Below are 15,294 nucleotides of genomic sequence, written 5' to 3'. Positions count from 1 at the left end.
GCAACCGCAGTTCTGCGTCCGTATACCTTCGCATATTCTCCCGGAGCTCCTGTCGTGTTCACGCGTGTCGCGCTGTTCCTCGCCACCAATCTCGCCGTCCTGGTCCTGGCGGGCATCGTCATGTCCCTGCTGGGCGTCAATCCCAGCCAGATGGGGGGGCTGCTGGTGATGGCAGCAGTGTTCGGTTTCGGTGGCTCGCTGATTTCCCTGCTGACGTCCAAATGGATGGCCAAGCGCGCCACCGGTGCGCAAGTCATCGAGCAGCCGCGCAACGACGCGGAACGCTGGCTGGTGTCCACCGTGCAGCGCCAGGCGCAAGCGGCGGGCATCGGCATGCCGGAGGTCGCGATCTACGACGCGCCCGAGATCAATGCCTTCGCCACCGGCGCCAATCGCAACAACGCACTGGTGGCCGTGTCCACGGGCCTGCTGCGCTCGATGAGTCGCGACGAGGCCGAAGCCGTGCTGGGCCATGAAGTCAGTCACGTCGCCAACGGCGATATGGTCACCATGGCGCTGCTGCAGGGCGTGCTGAACACCTTCGTCATCGTGCTGGCCCGCGTGGTGGGCGGCATCGTCGATGGTTTCCTGTCCGGCAACCGCGAGGGCGGCGGCCGCGGCTTCGGTTACTACATCATCGTAATGGTGCTGGAAGTGGTGTTCGGCCTGTTCGCGACGATGATCGCCATGTGGTTCTCGCGTCGTCGCGAATTCCGCGCCGACCACGGTGGCGCGTCGTTGGCCGGCCGCCAGAAGATGATCTCCGCGCTGGAGCGGCTGTCTCAGCAGCAGCGTCCGAGCACGCTGCCGGCGCAGGTCGAGGCGTTCGGCATCGCCGGCGGCATCGGCCAGGGTATGAAGAAGCTGTTCCTGAGCCATCCGCCGCTGGAAGAGCGCATCGCCGCGCTGCGCGCGCAGCAGGGCACCTTCGCCTGAGCCGCCGACCCGATGTCGTGAACGAGAAACCCGCCTTCCGGCGGGTTTCTTTTTGCTTCGTCGCGGAGGCGCAGCGGCTTCAGCCGAAGTCGTAGTTCATAACCGGGCCTGGCGTGGCGAGGAAGTTGCCCTCCACGTAATCAACGCCCGTGGTGAACAGGAACGCCATCGTGGCGGCGTCCTGCACGTGCTCGGCAACCGTGAGGATGCCCAGCGCCTGAGCGCGCTCGGCGATCTCGCGGATCTTCTGCTGGTGCTCCACTGTCTTGCCCAGGTCCTCGCTGAAGACGCGGTCGATCTTGAGGAAGGTCGGTTGGAAGTGCGAAAGCAGCTGGAACGAATCCAGGCCCGCGCCGAAGTGCTCCAGTCCCACCTGGCAGCCGAGTTTCGCGGCGGCAGCCTGGAAGGCCTGCGCCTGGCGCAGATGGGTGAACACCTTGGCTTCCGGCGTCTGCAGCCACAGGCGATCACCGGGCACGTCGAGGGCCGCGAGCTGGCGGGCGATCAGGTCCAGCAGGCGGTTGTCGGCGAACGACGCCGGACTGACCTTGACCACCATGCGGGTGTCGTGGCCCGCGCGCTTGCGTTCGGCCAGGACCTCGATGGCGCGGTTCACGACCCAGCGATCGATATCGTCCAGCAGTCCGTTGTCTTCGGCGATGCCGATGAAGGATTGCGGCGGCACCACTTCGCCGTTCGTCTCCATCCGCAGGAGGGCCTCGTAGACCTCGCCGGGTTCGCCCTGCAGGCTGACCATGGGCTGGAAGTAGAGGCGGAAACTACCGTCCTGCAGCGCTTCCTGGATGCGCTTGACCCAGTTCTGCACACGCTCTTCCTCGGCACGGTCCACCGCGCCGGGGTCGAAGATCTCGAAGCGGTTGCCGCCGAGGTTGGTGGCGGCCTGCAGGCAATCGGTGGCGCGCGTGAGCACCTGGCCGACGCTGGCGATCTTCTCGCCGATCTGCACGCCGCCGATGCTGGTCGTCACCGAAGCCGAGCGGTCGCCCACGTTGAACACATGCGAGGCATACGCCGCGCGCAGCTTGTCGGCCAGCGCTGCCGTGTGCGCATGGTTGCCGCGCAGCAGGACGGCGAACGTGCGTTCGCCGAAGCGGGCGGCGGTGCAGGCATCGTCGAGTTTTTCCGACAAGCGCGCGGCGAGGGCGGCCGCCAGCGCGTCGGCGGAGTCGATGCCGATGTCCTGCAGCAGGCGCTGGTAGTGGTCCGGTTCCAGCAACAGCAAGGCGTACTGGTCCTCGCCACGGGCGACCTGGGCCACCGCGGTTTCCAGCTCGCGCAGGAAGGTGGCGCGGTTCATCAGGCCGGTGACCATGTCGCGCTGGCGGAGATCCTCGACCTCGCGCGCCAGTTCCGGATCGAATTCTTCGCGGCGGCGGAATACCACCTGCACGCAGGGCTCGCCCTCGTAAGTGGCGGTGGCGAACTCCAGGGTGGCCGGAAAGCTGTCGCCGTCGATGCTGCGGGCTTCCAGCTCGAAGCGCGGCGGCGGCGGTTCGCCCTTGCTCAGCTTCTTCAGCAGGGCCTTGAAGTCGTTGACGTACTGCGGACCCACCAGGTCGAGCAGCGACAGGCCTTCGACGTCCTCGAAGGATTCGAAGCCGAACATCTCCAGGTAGGCGTCGTTCGCCCGGATATGCATGCCCTCGTGGATGTAGGCGATCGGGTCGCGCGAAGACGAGATCAGCGCATCGCAGCGGCGCTCGGTTTCGCGCAGTTGGCCTTCCAGTCGGCGCTGGGAACGACGAGCATCCAGGTCACCCCATTCGCGGCGCAGCACGGTGAGGACATGATCGAAGCGGCCGCGCAGCGCACTGGCGCGGGCACCGGCGGCCTGGTCGGCCAGCAGGTCGGCTTCGGTCAGGCCGTCGGCCAGCACGATCACCGGGATGTCCTTGCCGCTGGCATCCACCTGGGACAGGACGGTGGCGAGCGGGATGCCCTTGGCCGACCGCGAGGCCAGCAGCAGGTCCATTGGTTGAGAGGCGACCATCTGCGCCAGCTCGGCCGGGTCCACCGGACGGAGCGGCCGGACGGCAATGCCGCCATTGCGCAGCGCGGAGACGATCGCCTCGGCGTCCTCGGCGCTGTCGTCCACGAGGGTCAATCGAAGGGTGGTGTCTTTGCCGATCTGCATGCAGCGGGTCCGCCAGGGGTGCGGGTTTAATACACGAAGGGGCGCGGAGCGTCCAATGCGAGCGTCGCAGATGCGGCGCGCCGTCGCAGGTTTCCGTGCTTACAGCGGACGCTTGCCGGTGTCGCCGGGGACCTCGCGCACCAGGCGCGGGACCAGGTAGCCGGACAGTCGCGCGGCGAGCTGGGCATGCAGTGAACGCGCTCGTTCGTCATCCACTTCGAAATGGGCGACGCCGGCGACACGGTCGAGCTGGTGGAGGTAGTACGGCAGCACGCCAGCCGCGAAACCGCGTTCGCTCAGCGCCGCCAGGGCGTCCACGCTGTCGTTCACGCCCCTGAGCAGCACGGCCTGGTTGAGCAACTGCACGCCGGCGGCGCGCAGGCGGCCGAGCGCGGTGTCCACGGCAGGGTCGAATTCGTTGGCATGGTTGGCATGCACCACCAGGGCGACCGGCCAGGGCAGGGCCGCGAGCCAGGCCAGCAGGCCGTCGTCGACGCGCTCGGGCAGCACGATGGGCAGGCGGCTATGGATGCGAAGGCGGCGCAGGTGCGGGATGTCGGCCAGCGCGTGCGTCAGTTCGGCCAGCTTGCCGTTGGAGAGCGACAGCGGATCGCCCCCGGACAGCAGGACTTCCTCGACGGACGCATCACCCCGGATCAGGTCCACCGCCTCGCGCCAGCCTTCACGCGCGGCGGTTTCCTCGGCATACGGGAAGTGTCGGCGGAAGCAGTAGCGGCAATTGATCGCGCAACTGCCGGTGGCCACCAGCAGGGCGCGGCCGCGGTACTTCTGAAGGATGCCGGTGCCGGTGCGGGCTGCAGCGTCGCCCACGGCATCCAGGCCGTAGCCGGGGGTCGGCTTCATCTCGTCGTCGAGCGGCAGCACCTGGCGCAGCAGGGGGTCGTGCGGATCGCCATGGCGCATGCGGGCCACGAAGCCTCGCGGCACGCGCAACGGGAACTGTGCCGCGGCTTCATCCGAGAGGCGTGGGGCCAGGGTCGCGAGTCCGAGCAGGTCCAACAGCTCGCGCGGGTCGCGCACGGCATCCCGCATGGCCTGCTGCCAGCGGGCGGGCTGCAGCGCGGCAGGCTGTCGGGGGTCGGGGGCTGCGGTTATCATATCGGGTCTGAAAACAAGCGCCCGCCGGGTCCGGCGGGCTTCCCATTCTATCCGGCCGGCCGTGTCCCGCGGCGGGTTTGTCTTACCCAAGGAGTTTATCCATGGCCAGTTACGGCATGAACGATGTCAAGAACGGGATGAAGATCCTGATCAACAACGAGCCGGCGATCATCAGCGATACCGAGTACGTGAAGCCGGGCAAGGGCCAGGCGTTCACCCGCGTGAAGTACCGCCTGATCAAGAGCGGCCGCGTGCAGGAAATCACCATGAAGAGCACCGACTCGGTCGAGGCGGCGGACGTGGTGGATACCGACATGCAGTACCTGTACTCCGATGGCGAGTACTGGCACTTCATGCAGCAGGAGACCTTCGAGCAGGTGCAGGCCGACAAGGCCGGCATGGCGGGCGCCGAGAAGTGGCTGAAGGGCGAGGAAGACTGCGTGGTGACGCTGTGGAACGGCAACCCGATCCAGGTGACCCCGCCGAACTTCGTCGAGCTGCAGATCACCGAGACCGACCCGGGCGTGAAGGGCGATACCGCCGGTACCGGCGGCAAGCCGGCCACGCTGGAAACCGGCGCCGTCGTGCGCGTGCCGCTGTTCGTCGGGCAGGAAGAGATCATCAAGGTCGACACCCGCACCGGCGAATATGTCAGCCGCGTGAAGTGATGGAACAGCTCGCGCTCTACCTCGGCGTCTGGGCCGTCGGCGTATTGATCGCCGGGCTAGGCGTGATGCTGTGCTGGAACGCAACCCTGCCGCGGCTGTTCCCCAGCGTGCCGCGGCTGGGCTATGGACGCGCCCTGGCCTTGATGCTGCTGTGCTGGCTGCTGTTCGGCGCCGGCGCCATCGGCCTGAGCTACACGCTGGGATTCTGAGCCGAGGCCCCATGAGCGACCGCACCCCCGACGCCTGCGACCTGTTGATCGAAGCCGGTTTCGTGGTGCCGGTCGTCCCGCACGGGGTTGTGCTGGAAGACCACGCGGTCGCCGTCACCGGCGGCCGCATCGTGGCGATCCTGCCGGTGCGCGAGGCGCGGACGCGTTTCGCGCCGCGGGAGACGGTGTCGCGCCCGGACGCAGCGCTGATCCCCGGTCTGGTGAATGCGCACACGCACAACCCGATGACGCTGCTGCGCGGCGTCGCGGACGACCTGCCACTGAAGGTCTGGCTGCAGGAGCACATCTGGCCGATCGAGGGTGCGGTGATCGGTCCGGACTTCGTGGCCGACGGCATCACCCTGGCCATCGCCGAAATGCTCCGCGGCGGCACCACCTGCGTCAACGAGAACTATTTCTTCCCCGACGTGCAGGCGGCCACCTACAAGCGATACGGGTTCCGTGCGCGCGTGGGCCTGCCGGTGATCGATTTCCCCACCGCGTGGGCGACGTCGGACGATGAATACTTCGAGAAGGCCGGCGAGGTCCACGATCAGTGGCGCGACGACGCGCTGATCGCGACGGCGTTCGCCCCGCATGCGCCGTACACGGTCAACGACGCCAACTTCGAACGCGTCCGCATGCTGTCCGACCAGCTGGACGTGCCGGTTCACCTGCACCTGCACGAGACGGCGCAGGAAGTGGAACAGTCGATCGAGAAGCACGGCCAACGCCCGATCGCGCGCCTGGACCGGCTTGGCCTGGTCAACGACCGCCTGATCGCCATCCACATGACCCAGCTGACGGACGCCGAGATCCATCTCTGTGCCGAACGCGGCGTCAGCGTGGTGCATTGCCCGGAATCCAACCTCAAGCTCGCCTCGGGCTTCTGCCCGGCGTGTGCGCTGGAGCGGGCAGGTGTGAACATGGCGGTCGGCACCGATGGCTGCGCCAGCAACAACGACTTGGACATGTTCAGCGAAACGCGCACCGCCGCGCTGCTGGCCAAGGCGGTGGCCCAGGATGCGGCCGCGCTGGATGCGTTCAGCGCGTTGCGCGCGGCCACGCTGGGCGGCGCCAAGGCGATCGGCTTCGACGACCGCATCGGCTCCATCGAGCCGGGCAAGGAGGCCGACCTGGTCTGCGTCGACCTGTCCGCGCTGGAGACCCAACCGCTGCACCACGTGGTATCCCAACTGATCTACGCGACGGGCCGTCAACAGGTCAGCGACGTCTGGATCGCGGGCCGGCCGAAGCTGCTGCAGCGCACGCTGGTCGATATCGACATCGACGGCGTCATCGCGAATGCGCGCCAATGGCGCGAACGGATCGCCGGGATCCGTCTTTCCTGAGCGATGCGTGACGGCGTCATGGCCGGCGTCGTCTTACAATGGCCTCATGACGACCTCGACTGCGCCCCGCGACGATAACTTCAGCCAGGCCGAACTCGACAAGTTCGGCGCACTGGCCAACCGCTGGTGGGACCCGGACGGTCCCCAGAAGGCGCTGCATGCACTCAACCCGGTCCGCGTGCAGTACGTGCGCGACCGGGTGCGTCTTGCCGGTGTGGCCGCGCTGGACGTGGGCTGTGGCGGCGGATTGCTGAGCGAAGCGCTGGCGCGCGAGGGTGCGCAGGTCACTGCGATCGACCTGGCGCCGGAACTGGTGAAAGTGGGGCGTTTGCACAAGCTGGAATCCGGCGTGCAGGTGGACTACCAGCTGCGTTCGGTCGAATCGCTGGCCGAGGAGCGTCCCGGCAGTTTCGATGTGGTGACGTGCATGGAGATGCTGGAGCATGTGCCCGATCCGGCTTCGATCATCCGTGCCTGCCACACGCTGCTGAAGCCGGGTGGGCGGCTGTTCCTGTCCACGCTCAACCGCACGCCCGCGGCGTTCGCGTTGGCGATCGTCGGCGCGGAGTACATCGCGCGCCTGCTGCCCAAGGGCACGCACCACTACCAGGAATTCATCCGTCCTTCCGAGCTGGCCGGCTGGCTGCGCGAGGCGGGCTTCCAGCTCGAGGACGTGACCGGACTGGCCTACGAACCGTGGCGCCACCGCGCACGACTGTCGTCGCGCACCGACGTGAACTACCTCGCCAGCGCGGTGAAGGCATGACCGTCGCGGGGTTTCCGCGCGCCGCGTTGTTCGACCTGGACGGCACGCTGCTCGACAGCGCGCCGGACATGCTGGCCACCGCCAACCGCATGCTGGCCGCGCGTGGCGCGGGACCGATGACGCTGGACGTCCTGCGCCCGCACGTATCCAAGGGCGCACGCGCGATGCTCGCCGCAGCGTTCCCGGAGATGGAGCAGGCCCCACGCGAGGCGTTGGTGCCCGAGTTCCTGGCGATCTACCAGGAAGAACTTGGCCGGCACAGTGTGCTCTTCGATGGCATCGCCGAGATGTTGGTGGCGCTGGAAGCCGCGGGCAGCACCTGGGGCATCGTCACCAACAAGCCGGAGTACCTGGCGCGCGACATCCTGCCGCAGCTCGGTTGGGAGACCCGGTGCGCCGTCCTGATCGGCGGCGACACGCTGGCCGAGAAGAAGCCGCACCCGTTGCCGCTGCAGGTCGCGGCCGAACGCATCGGCATCGCCATCGCCGATTGCGTGTACGTAGGCGACGACGAGCGCGACATCCAGTCGGCGCGTGCCGCCGGCATGCCGTCCATCGCGGCATTGTGGGGATACCGGCAGGCGCATGAGGAGCCTGCGCAGTGGCAGGCGGATGTCATGGTCGAGTTGCCCGATGCCCTCATCGCACCGTCGGCCTGGCCCTCGATCCGGCCGTTGTAGGAGCGACGCAAGTCGCGACCGCACGGTTGCAGTCCTCAATTGTTTCAGCCGCGAATAGAGAACGTATTGCGTCCAGTCGCCCGTGCGCGCCAGCATCACGGTCGCGACTTGCGTCGCTCCTACAAGGTTTGATGGCATGTCCGACTCCGCCGCCCTCGACAGCTTCCTGGAAAAATGGCGCGCCCGATGGCCGGAATGGTCGGTCGCCGAAGTATTCGTTGCGCCCGCGCGACGTGACATCGTGGTGGCATGGTTCGCGCTGCTGCAGGAGTTCGAGGACATCCTGAACATCGCCGGCGACCCGCTGCCGGCGGACGCCAAGCTGGCGTGGTGGGGCGAGGAACTGCGTGGCTGGGCCTCGCAACGTTCGCGACATCCGCTCGGCCGTCGCCTCGAACCGGTGCGCGCCGACTGGGCGCGGCTTGCCGCTGCGTTGCCCACGCTTGCAGAAGCGCGCGCGGTAGCGTGGGATCGCGAGGCGGGCTTCGCCGCGTTGTCGCGTTATGGCGAAGCGGTTGCTGCCGTGGAGAGCGGGGTGCTGGGGCGCATGCCCGCCTCGCAGGCCATCGTCGCGGAGATGCTGGCTGCCCGCTTGATGGAGGTCGGCGGCGCGGCCGTGCCGGTGAACCTGCGGCAAGGCGCGGATGAAGCGGGCCAGCTCAGGGCCTGGGCCACCGCGTTGCTCGAAGCCTGGCCGCCGCGCGACGGCGCGCGCGAGCGTCGCCTGCTGTCCGCCTATGTGCATGGGCGGCTTCTCCGTTTCGCACGCCGGGGCGAACCTGCGCCGCTGCCGTCGCAGGCCTCGCTGTTGTTCGCCGGCTGGCGCGCCGCGCGTGGCGGCTGAACACGCTGCCTATCGTCGCGATAGCCTGCGAAAGGCGACGTAACGGACTGTTTCATCTGGTGATTCGGGGCAGGGGGTACAATGCACGCCATCACTCCCCCGTGCACGACGATGACTTCCTCGCTCCCCGTGGCGCCCCGCGCCGACCTTCCCGACGTCGCCCACCAGCGCGTGCCGCTGGCGCGTCCGCTGGACTGGGTGGGCATGGAGAACATCGCGCTGCCGGTCCGCATTCCGGACGGGCAGGGCGGTCAGCTGCAGGTGGCGGCAAGCATCGATCTTTCGGTGAACCTGGCCAATGCCGATGCGCGTGGCATCCACATGTCCCGGCTGTACCTGGAACTGCAGGAGGGCCTGGCGCGTGAAGCCATCACCCCGGCCGGTCTGCGCCATCTGCTGCAGACCAGTGTCGACTCGCAGGCCGGCCTGGCCACCCAGGCGCGCCTGCGCATCCGTTACGAAGCGCTGCTGCAGCGGAAGGCGCTCGAAAGCGACTACGCCGGCTGGAAGCGTTACCCGGTCGAGATCGAGGCCACGCTCGCCGACGGCCACCTGACCCTGGCACTGGCGTTCTCCGTCGAGTATTCCAGTACCTGCCCGGCGTCGGCTGCGCTGTCCCGCCAGGCCAATGCCGAGCGGTTCACCGAGGACTTCGCCGCGGCGCATCCGCTGTCGGTCAACGTGGTGCATGACTGGCTCGCCTCCGAGCGCGGGCTGGCCGCCACGCCGCATGCGCAGCGCAGTCGCGCCAGCGTGCGCGTCGAGTTGCGTCCGCAATTCGATGAACTCCCGTTGGTGGCGCTGGTCGATGCGCTCGAAGCCGCGCTGGCGACGCCCGTGCAGACGGCCGTCAAGCGCGTGGACGAACAGGCGTTCGCCCGCCTCAACGCCGAAAACCTGATGTTCTGCGAAGACGCAGCCCGTCGGGTGGCGTCGGTGCTGGCCGGCGATGCGCGCATCGCCCGCTACGACGCCACCGTCGCGCACTACGAGAGCCTGCACCCGCACGACGCGGTCGCCCGGGTCAGCGGCAGCAACGACTGAGGCCTCGGTTGCCGGATGTGGGAGCGACGCAAGTCGCGATCGCTCTCAAAGCAAAGCTTCGCGACTTACGTCGCTCCCACAATGGCAGGGTGGATTACTTCCCGCGTTCGAGCACCAGCAGCGGGTCCACGCGTACGTCGAACCAGTTCATCCCCCAGTGCAGATGCGGCCCCGTGGCGCGCCCGGTGGCGCCGACCGCGCCGATGACCTGGCCGGGTTCGATGCGATCCCCCACCTTCACGTCGATGCGCGACAGGTGCAGGAAGTTCGAGCTGATCCCGTAGCCATGATCGAGCAGCACCGTGCCGCCCGTCAGGTACAGGTCCGGCGCGGCGAACGTCACCACGCCACCGGCGGGCGCCCTTACCGGCGTGCCGGTGGGGGCAGCGATATCCATGCCCGAATGACCCGCGCCCGGCTGACCGTTGTAGACCCGGGCATTGCCGAAGCGGCCGCTGATGCGGCCCTGCACCGGCCACTGGAAGGGTTGGGCGAAGTCGGTGCGTTCGTCGTCGCGGAGGCGTGCGGCAGTAACCAGGGCCTGTTCGCGTTCGATGCGCGCGGCAATCTCGGGCGGCGGGTTCACGGTCTTCGGCGGCACGCCGTTGACGTGTTCGACCGGCCAGTCGCGCGGGGTGACTCTGATGTCGGCAACGATCTCCGCCACATCATGGCTGGGAGGGCCGGGGAGGATCACGCCCACCCGTATCGTGCCCTGCTCGTCGCGGCCAACACCGAACACAACGGTGCCGTAGCCGCTGACGCGCAGCGTGCGTCCTGCGTAGTGCACCACGCTGCCCGGCGGCACCTTGCCGAAGACCAGGGCGCCTTGCGAAACACTGGCGGGGAAGACGACGCGCTCATCCGCCACGGGTGGCGGAGCGACGTCCTGGGCCGCCACGCGCGGCATACCGCCCATGCAGATCGCGGCCAGCAGCGCCGCGACCACCCACTTCAACGCGCGAACTCCAGGCGCTGACCATTCGGCGTGCCGACCAGGTGTTCGCCGTTCCAGACCATGCGGCCGTTAACCCAGGTGGCGCCGATCCGCGAGCGGAACGTGCGGCCTTCGAACGGCGACCAGCCGACCTTGGACAGCACATCCTCGCGCTTCACGGTGAACGGTTCGTCGTCGATCAGCACGAGATCGGCGAAGTAGCCTTCGCGCAGGTAGCCGCGTTCCTTCACGTCGAACAACTGCGCGGGGGCGTGCGCGAACTTCTGCACCACGCGGGTGACGTCCATGCGCTTCTCGTGGACCAGCTCCAGGGCGGCCACCAGCGCGTACTGCACCAGCGGCAGGCCGGAGGGCGCCTGCACGTAGGGCTTTTCCTTTTCTTCCAGCGTGTGCGGAGCGTGGTCGGTGGCGAGCACGTCGATCACGTCCTCCACCAGCGCCTTGATCAGTGCTTCGCGGTCGCTGGCGTCCTTGATGGCGGGATTGCACTTGATCAGGTTGCCCAGCGCCGCGTAATCCGCGCGGTCGAAGCGCAGGAAGTGGATGCAGGTTTCCGCGGTGATGCGCTTGCGCGCACCGTCCGGGTGCACCAGTGGGCCCGGCGTGAACAACGCCAGCTCATCGGCGGTGGAGATGTGCAGCACGTGCAGGCGGGTGCCGTGCTTGCGCGCCAGCGACATCGCCAGTCGCGTGGACTTGATGCAGGCCTCGCGGCTGCGGATGTCCGGGTGGTGTTCGGCACCGAGCGCATCGCCGTACTTGGCCTGGAACGCCGCCAGGTTGGCGTCGATCATCGGCGTGTCTTCGCAGTGCGTGATGATCGGCGTGGGCGCTTCGCGGAAGATCGCGTCCAGGGTGTCGGGGTTGTCGACCAGCATGTTGCCGGTGGAAGCGCCCATGAACACCTTGATGCCCGGCGCGGTCTTCGGGTCCAGCGTGCGGATCGCCTCCAGGTTGTCGTTGCTGGCGCCCATGTAGAAGCCGTAGTTGCCCCAGGCCCGGCCCTTGGCGCGCTGGTACTTGTCCTCCAGCGCGGTGGCGTCCAGCGTCGGCGGACTGGTGTTGGGCATGTCCATGAACGTGGTCAGGCCACCCGCGACCGCGGCGGCCGATTCGGTGGCCATGTCGCCCTTGTGCGGCATGCCCGGTTCGCGGAAGTGCACCTGGTCGTCGATCATCCCCGGGAGCAGCAGGCGACCCGCGGCATCGATCACGGTGTCTTCGCCCTGGGGGCGGATCTCGGCGGCGATGCGGGCGATGCGGCCGTTCTCGATCCGCAGGTCACCCTCGGTGACGCGGCCTTCGTTGACCAGGCGGGCGTTGACGATGACGGTGGCGGGCATCAGGGGTTCCTGGAAGGGCGGGGGGAGGGGGCGTGCGCGTGGCCGCACGACGACGGTACAGGATCGTGGCCGCCGGGGTGCAACGGATGGCAGCGGGCGATCCGGCGGATCGCCAGCCAGCCGCCCTTCAGCGGACCGAAGCGGCCGATGGCTTCCATGGCGTACTCCGAGCAGGAGGGCACGAAGCGGCAGCGAGGCCCCAGTAGCGGGCTGATGAAGCGCTTGTATCCCTTCAGCAACAGGATGAGCAGGCGGGAGAGCATGGACCCGATGATAACGCGTCGGGTTGCCGCTGCCTCCCGGGTAGGCTATAAAAGCGCGCTTTCCCGATGCTCGGGAAGAACAAGGAAGCGCTGTTCGTGGCTGCAAAGAAACCTGCGAAGAAGGCCGCCAAGGCCGCCAAGAAACCCGCTCAGACCGTCGCCAAGAAGCCTGTCGTGAAGAAGGCTGTCGCCAAGAAACCGGCTCCCAAGCCGGCGGCGAAGAAAGCGGCTCCCAAGCCTGTCGCCAAGAAGCCCGTTGCCAAGAAGGCGGCGCCGGTGAAGAAGCCGGCTGCCAAGCCGGTGGCGAAGAAGGCTGCGCCGGTCAAGAAGGCGGCTGCCAAGCCCGTTGTCGCCAAGAAGCCCGTGCCGGCCGCCAAACCCGTCGCCAAGGCGGCGCCGGTGAAGGCACCGGCCAAGGCCACGAAACCCGCTCCTGCCAAGCCCGCACCGAAGCCTGCTGCCAAGCCGGCTCCGGCGAAGTCCGCCCCCACCGCGGCTGCGACCAAGTCCCCCGCCCCGGCGCCTGCCCCCAAGGCAGCTGCTGCGGCTCCGGCCCCCGCCGCCAAGGTTCCGTCCCCCCCGAAGCCTGTGCCAGTCCCGAAATCCAATAGCAAACCCGCCAAAGCCCCGACTCCCGCCGCAGCTCCCGTGAGCACGCGTCCCGCCGTCACCCCTCGCCCCGTGGGCAAGGTCGCGGTGGCCGTGGCCGCCAAGCCTGCCGCGCCGGTCGTGCGCGGCAAGGTGAAAGAAGTGCCCTACAAGACCGACGAAGCCACCGGTCGTCCGATCGTGCCGACCGGCTACAAGCCCTCGCCCGAAGAGGAGTACATGAGCGCGTTGCAGCTCGAGTACTTCCGTCAGCGCCTGCTGCAGTGGCGCGCCGACCTGGTCGAGGAATCCAAGCAGACCATCGAGAACCTCAAGGATGAAGTCCGCGACATCGGCGATGAAGCCGAGCGCGCGACCCGCGAGACGGAGAACTCGCTGGAGCTGCGCACCCGCGACCGCTACCGCAAGCTGATCGGCAAGATCGACAGCACGCTGAAGCGCTTGGAGGGTGGCGATTACGGCTACTGCGTCGACACCGGCGAAGAGATCGGCCTCGATCGCCTCGAAGCCCGTCTGACCGCCGAGCGCACCATCGACGCCCAGGAGCGTTGGGAGCACCTGCAGAAGCAGCAGGGCGACTGAGTCCGGCGTTCTCCGCGCATGAAAAACCCCGCTTCGGCGGGGTTTTTCTTTTCTCCAGCGCTGATATCCGAGTTACTGGAGGTCCCGGAGGTCCAAGCGCCGCAGGCGAGGCGCTTTCCAAGCGGTGATGCCGGCCACCGACAGGATCGCGAAGCCGCCGATGATCACCGCAGGCACCAGCCCGAGCAGTTTGGCCATCGTGCCGGCGTAGAACGCGCCGAGTTCGTTCGACGAGCTGACGAAGATGCCGTTGATCGACGAGACGCGCCCGCGCATCTCGTCCGGCGTGGACAGCTGCAGGATCGTCGAGCGGACGACCACCGACACCCCGTCGCACATGCCGTAGAACAGCAGGATCGCTGCGGATAGCCAGAAGCTGCGCGACAGGCCGAATGCGATCACGCTCAGGCCGAAGCCCAGCACCGCAAACAGCAGCACGCGGCCCGCATGCTTCTGCAGCGGATGCCGCGCCAGCCACAGGCCGACGCAGACCGAGCCGGCGGCTGGCATCGCACGCAGGATGCCGAGTCCTTCCGGTCCGTAGTGGAGGATGTCGTGGATGAACGCCGGCAGCATGGCCACCACGCCACCAAGCAGCACCGAGAACATGTCCAGCGCCATCGCGCCCAGCATGATCTGGTTGTTCAGCACGAAGCGCGCGCCCTGCGCGATGCTGGCAAACACCGGCAGGCTCACCGCCGGTGGGCCGGGTTCTTCCACCTTCAAGCGCGCGAGCACGGTGGCAGCGAGCAGTGCGAACACCACGGCAATCGCATACGACAGGGTCTTGCCCCCGAATCCCACGAGCACACCGCCGAGCGCTGGTCCGGTGACCAGTGCGGTCTGGAAGACCACACTGCCCAGGCCCGCCGCGCGTACGAAGTCCTCGCGCGGCAGCACCTTGGCGAACAGCGCGTTGTAGACGGGGCTGAGGAACGAGCGCGCCATGCCGGTCAGCGCGATGGCGGCGTAGATAGGCCACGTGCCGTTGAAGGGGAGCCATCCTGCCGACACCGCGACCAGGATCACCGCGGTGGTCGCCAACGCGGCGCACGCCACCATGCCGACGCGCCGGCGGGGCAGGTGATCGACCAGATAACCCGCGAACGGCGCCACGCAGAAGAACGGGAGCACTTCCGCCAGGCCCACCAGGCCGAGCGAGAACGTATCGCGGGTCAACTCGTAGATATGCCAGCCGACGGTGACCGCGACGATCTGGTACGACAGCAGCGCGCAGATGCGATACGCGAGTACCGCCGCATAGCCGCGATTGCGCAGCAGCGAGAAGGCGGAGGGCGCCCGGCTGTCGCTCACTTCGTGTGGGCAGCCGTCTCGCGGATGAAGGCCAGCAGCGACGCCAGGCCGTTGCTGCGGGTGGGCGAGAGATGCTTGGCCAGGCCGATGTCGGCGATGTAGTCCGGCGTGGTGTCCAGGATCTCGGCCGCCGATCGGCCCGAATAGACGCGCAGGGCCAGGAAGATCAGGCCCGAGACGATCGCCGAGTCGCTGATGGCATGGAAATCCAGCTTCGTCGCATCACCCTCGGGCACGATCCAGACCATCGACTGGCAGCCGAGCAGACGATGCTCCTCGCGCTTCCAATCGTCCGGGAACGGCGGCAGCTTGCGGCCCAGGTCGATCAGGTACTGGTAGCGTTCGGACCAGTCGCCGAAGAAGGCGAATTCGTCCTTGATCGCCGCCTGTGCGTCGGCGGCGGTCGGTTCGAGCGGGAAGATGGTGTCGGTCATGGGAGTTCCGGAAGCGCG

The 15,294-nt window shown here is 67.9% G+C and carries 16 protein-coding genes; 9 read left to right on the top strand and 7 right to left on the bottom strand.

Annotation, left to right across the window (positions count from 1 at the left end):
- Positions 1-54: 54 nt before the first annotated feature.
- Complete coding sequence (htpX, locus tag ACSION_RS12945) at positions 55-936, top strand: protease HtpX (protein ID WP_435306226.1); 882 nt, start codon at positions 55-57, stop codon at positions 934-936.
- A 79-nt stretch (positions 937-1,015) separates the two neighbouring features.
- Here the strand turns inward: htpX and ACSION_RS12940 are convergent, their stop codons facing one another.
- Entirely contained in the window at positions 1,016-3,091 is a 2,076-nt protein-coding gene (locus ACSION_RS12940; protein WP_435306225.1) for an EAL domain-containing response regulator, read from the bottom strand.
- Between the two features lie 99 nt (positions 3,092-3,190).
- On the bottom strand, positions 3,191-4,210 hold the full coding sequence (gene epmB / locus ACSION_RS12935) for an EF-P beta-lysylation protein EpmB (protein ID WP_435306224.1): 1,020 nt from the start codon (positions 4,208-4,210) through the stop codon (positions 3,191-3,193).
- Positions 4,211-4,311: 101 nt separating this feature from the next.
- On the opposite strand from epmB, the gene efp reads away from it, so the two are divergent.
- The 7 genes from efp (at position 4,312) to folE2 (ending at position 9,773) form a co-directional block, all read left to right on the top strand.
- Positions 4,312-4,878 carry an elongation factor P gene (efp, locus tag ACSION_RS12930; RefSeq protein WP_093486521.1) on the top strand — a complete coding sequence of 189 codons (567 nt, stop codon included), beginning with the start codon at positions 4,312-4,314 and terminating at the stop codon, positions 4,876-4,878.
- Positions 4,878-5,087, top strand: coding sequence for a hypothetical protein (locus ACSION_RS12925; protein WP_093486519.1), 210 nt, complete (start codon positions 4,878-4,880; stop codon positions 5,085-5,087). Before efp ends, ACSION_RS12925 begins: the two co-directional genes overlap by 1 nt.
- A gap of 11 nt (positions 5,088-5,098) precedes the next feature.
- Positions 5,099-6,439: a TRZ/ATZ family hydrolase gene (locus ACSION_RS12920; protein ID WP_435306223.1), complete on the top strand. Its 1,341-nt coding sequence runs from the start codon at positions 5,099-5,101 to the stop codon at positions 6,437-6,439.
- A 46-nt stretch (positions 6,440-6,485) separates the two neighbouring features.
- Positions 6,486-7,205 carry a bifunctional 2-polyprenyl-6-hydroxyphenol methylase/3-demethylubiquinol 3-O-methyltransferase UbiG gene (gene ubiG / locus ACSION_RS12915; RefSeq protein WP_435306222.1) on the top strand — a complete coding sequence of 240 codons (720 nt, stop codon included), beginning with the start codon at positions 6,486-6,488 and terminating at the stop codon, positions 7,203-7,205.
- Complete coding sequence (locus ACSION_RS12910; RefSeq protein ID WP_435306221.1) at positions 7,202-7,885, top strand: phosphoglycolate phosphatase; 684 nt, start codon at positions 7,202-7,204, stop codon at positions 7,883-7,885. Before ubiG ends, ACSION_RS12910 begins: the two co-directional genes overlap by 4 nt.
- Before the next feature lie 136 nt (positions 7,886-8,021).
- Positions 8,022-8,729 carry a phytoene/squalene synthase family protein gene (locus ACSION_RS12905; RefSeq protein WP_435306220.1) on the top strand — a complete coding sequence of 236 codons (708 nt, stop codon included), beginning with the start codon at positions 8,022-8,024 and terminating at the stop codon, positions 8,727-8,729.
- A gap of 111 nt (positions 8,730-8,840) precedes the next feature.
- Positions 8,841-9,773: a GTP cyclohydrolase FolE2 gene (gene folE2 / locus ACSION_RS12900; RefSeq protein ID WP_435306219.1), complete on the top strand. Its 933-nt coding sequence runs from the start codon at positions 8,841-8,843 to the stop codon at positions 9,771-9,773.
- A gap of 94 nt (positions 9,774-9,867) precedes the next feature.
- On the opposite strand, the gene ACSION_RS12895 is transcribed toward folE2, so the two are convergent.
- From ACSION_RS12895 to yidD, 3 genes are read right to left on the bottom strand one after another with little or no spacing between them, the layout of a single operon-like run.
- Positions 9,868-10,683, bottom strand: a complete 816-nt coding sequence (locus ACSION_RS12895; RefSeq protein WP_435306705.1) for a M23 family metallopeptidase — start codon at positions 10,681-10,683, stop codon at positions 9,868-9,870.
- Between the two features lie 44 nt (positions 10,684-10,727).
- Entirely contained in the window at positions 10,728-12,074 is a 1,347-nt protein-coding gene (locus ACSION_RS12890) for a dihydroorotase (protein WP_435306218.1), read from the bottom strand.
- On the bottom strand, positions 12,074-12,337 hold the full coding sequence (gene yidD / locus ACSION_RS12885) for a membrane protein insertion efficiency factor YidD (protein WP_435306217.1): 264 nt from the start codon (positions 12,335-12,337) through the stop codon (positions 12,074-12,076). The genes ACSION_RS12890 and yidD overlap by 1 nt, the downstream gene beginning before the upstream one ends.
- A 96-nt stretch (positions 12,338-12,433) precedes the next feature.
- On the opposite strand from yidD, the gene dksA reads away from it, so the two are divergent.
- Complete coding sequence (dksA, locus tag ACSION_RS12880) at positions 12,434-13,528, top strand: RNA polymerase-binding protein DksA (RefSeq protein WP_435306704.1); 1,095 nt, start codon at positions 12,434-12,436, stop codon at positions 13,526-13,528.
- A gap of 72 nt (positions 13,529-13,600) precedes the next feature.
- Here the strand turns inward: dksA and ACSION_RS12875 are convergent, their stop codons facing one another.
- On the bottom strand, positions 13,601-14,842 hold the full coding sequence (locus ACSION_RS12875) for an MFS transporter (protein ID WP_435306216.1): 1,242 nt from the start codon (positions 14,840-14,842) through the stop codon (positions 13,601-13,603).
- Complete coding sequence (locus ACSION_RS12870; protein ID WP_435306215.1) at positions 14,839-15,276, bottom strand: SufE family protein; 438 nt, start codon at positions 15,274-15,276, stop codon at positions 14,839-14,841. The genes ACSION_RS12875 and ACSION_RS12870 overlap by 4 nt, the downstream gene beginning before the upstream one ends.
- Positions 15,277-15,294: the final 18 nt, after the last annotated feature.

The sequence above is a fragment of the Pseudoxanthomonas sp. LjRoot125 genome, from assembly GCF_964252705.1.
In the GTDB taxonomy this organism is placed as follows: Bacteria; Pseudomonadota; Gammaproteobacteria; order Xanthomonadales; family Xanthomonadaceae; genus Pseudoxanthomonas_A.
The sequence above is the reverse complement of the archived record's forward strand: the minus strand, read 5'-3'. Positions and strand labels throughout refer to the sequence as shown.

Excerpts from the sequence above, each read along its gene's own strand:
- ACSION_RS12905 (WP_435306220.1), top strand. The coding sequence starts at position 8,022 with ATGTCCGACTCCGCCGCCCTCGACAGCTTCCTGGAAAAATGGCGCGCC.
- folE2 (WP_435306219.1), top strand. The coding sequence starts at position 8,841 with ATGACTTCCTCGCTCCCCGTGGCGCCCCGCGCCGACCTTCCCGACGTC.
- ACSION_RS12895 (WP_435306705.1), bottom strand. The coding sequence starts at position 10,683 with ATGCCGCGCGTGGCGGCCCAGGACGTCGCTCCGCCACCCGTGGCGGAT.
- ACSION_RS12910 (WP_435306221.1), top strand. The coding sequence starts at position 7,202 with ATGACCGTCGCGGGGTTTCCGCGCGCCGCGTTGTTCGACCTGGACGGC.
- ubiG (WP_435306222.1), top strand. The coding sequence starts at position 6,486 with ATGACGACCTCGACTGCGCCCCGCGACGATAACTTCAGCCAGGCCGAA.
- ACSION_RS12925 (WP_093486519.1), top strand. The coding sequence starts at position 4,878 with ATGGAACAGCTCGCGCTCTACCTCGGCGTCTGGGCCGTCGGCGTATTG.
- efp (WP_093486521.1), top strand. The coding sequence starts at position 4,312 with ATGGCCAGTTACGGCATGAACGATGTCAAGAACGGGATGAAGATCCTG.
- ACSION_RS12870 (WP_435306215.1), bottom strand. The coding sequence starts at position 15,276 with ATGACCGACACCATCTTCCCGCTCGAACCGACCGCCGCCGACGCACAG.
- ACSION_RS12890 (WP_435306218.1), bottom strand. The coding sequence starts at position 12,074 with ATGCCCGCCACCGTCATCGTCAACGCCCGCCTGGTCAACGAAGGCCGC.
- yidD (WP_435306217.1), bottom strand. The coding sequence starts at position 12,337 with ATGCTCTCCCGCCTGCTCATCCTGTTGCTGAAGGGATACAAGCGCTTC.
- ACSION_RS12940 (WP_435306225.1), bottom strand. The coding sequence starts at position 3,091 with ATGCAGATCGGCAAAGACACCACCCTTCGATTGACCCTCGTGGACGAC.
- ACSION_RS12920 (WP_435306223.1), top strand. The coding sequence starts at position 5,099 with ATGAGCGACCGCACCCCCGACGCCTGCGACCTGTTGATCGAAGCCGGT.
- epmB (WP_435306224.1), bottom strand. The coding sequence starts at position 4,210 with ATGATAACCGCAGCCCCCGACCCCCGACAGCCTGCCGCGCTGCAGCCC.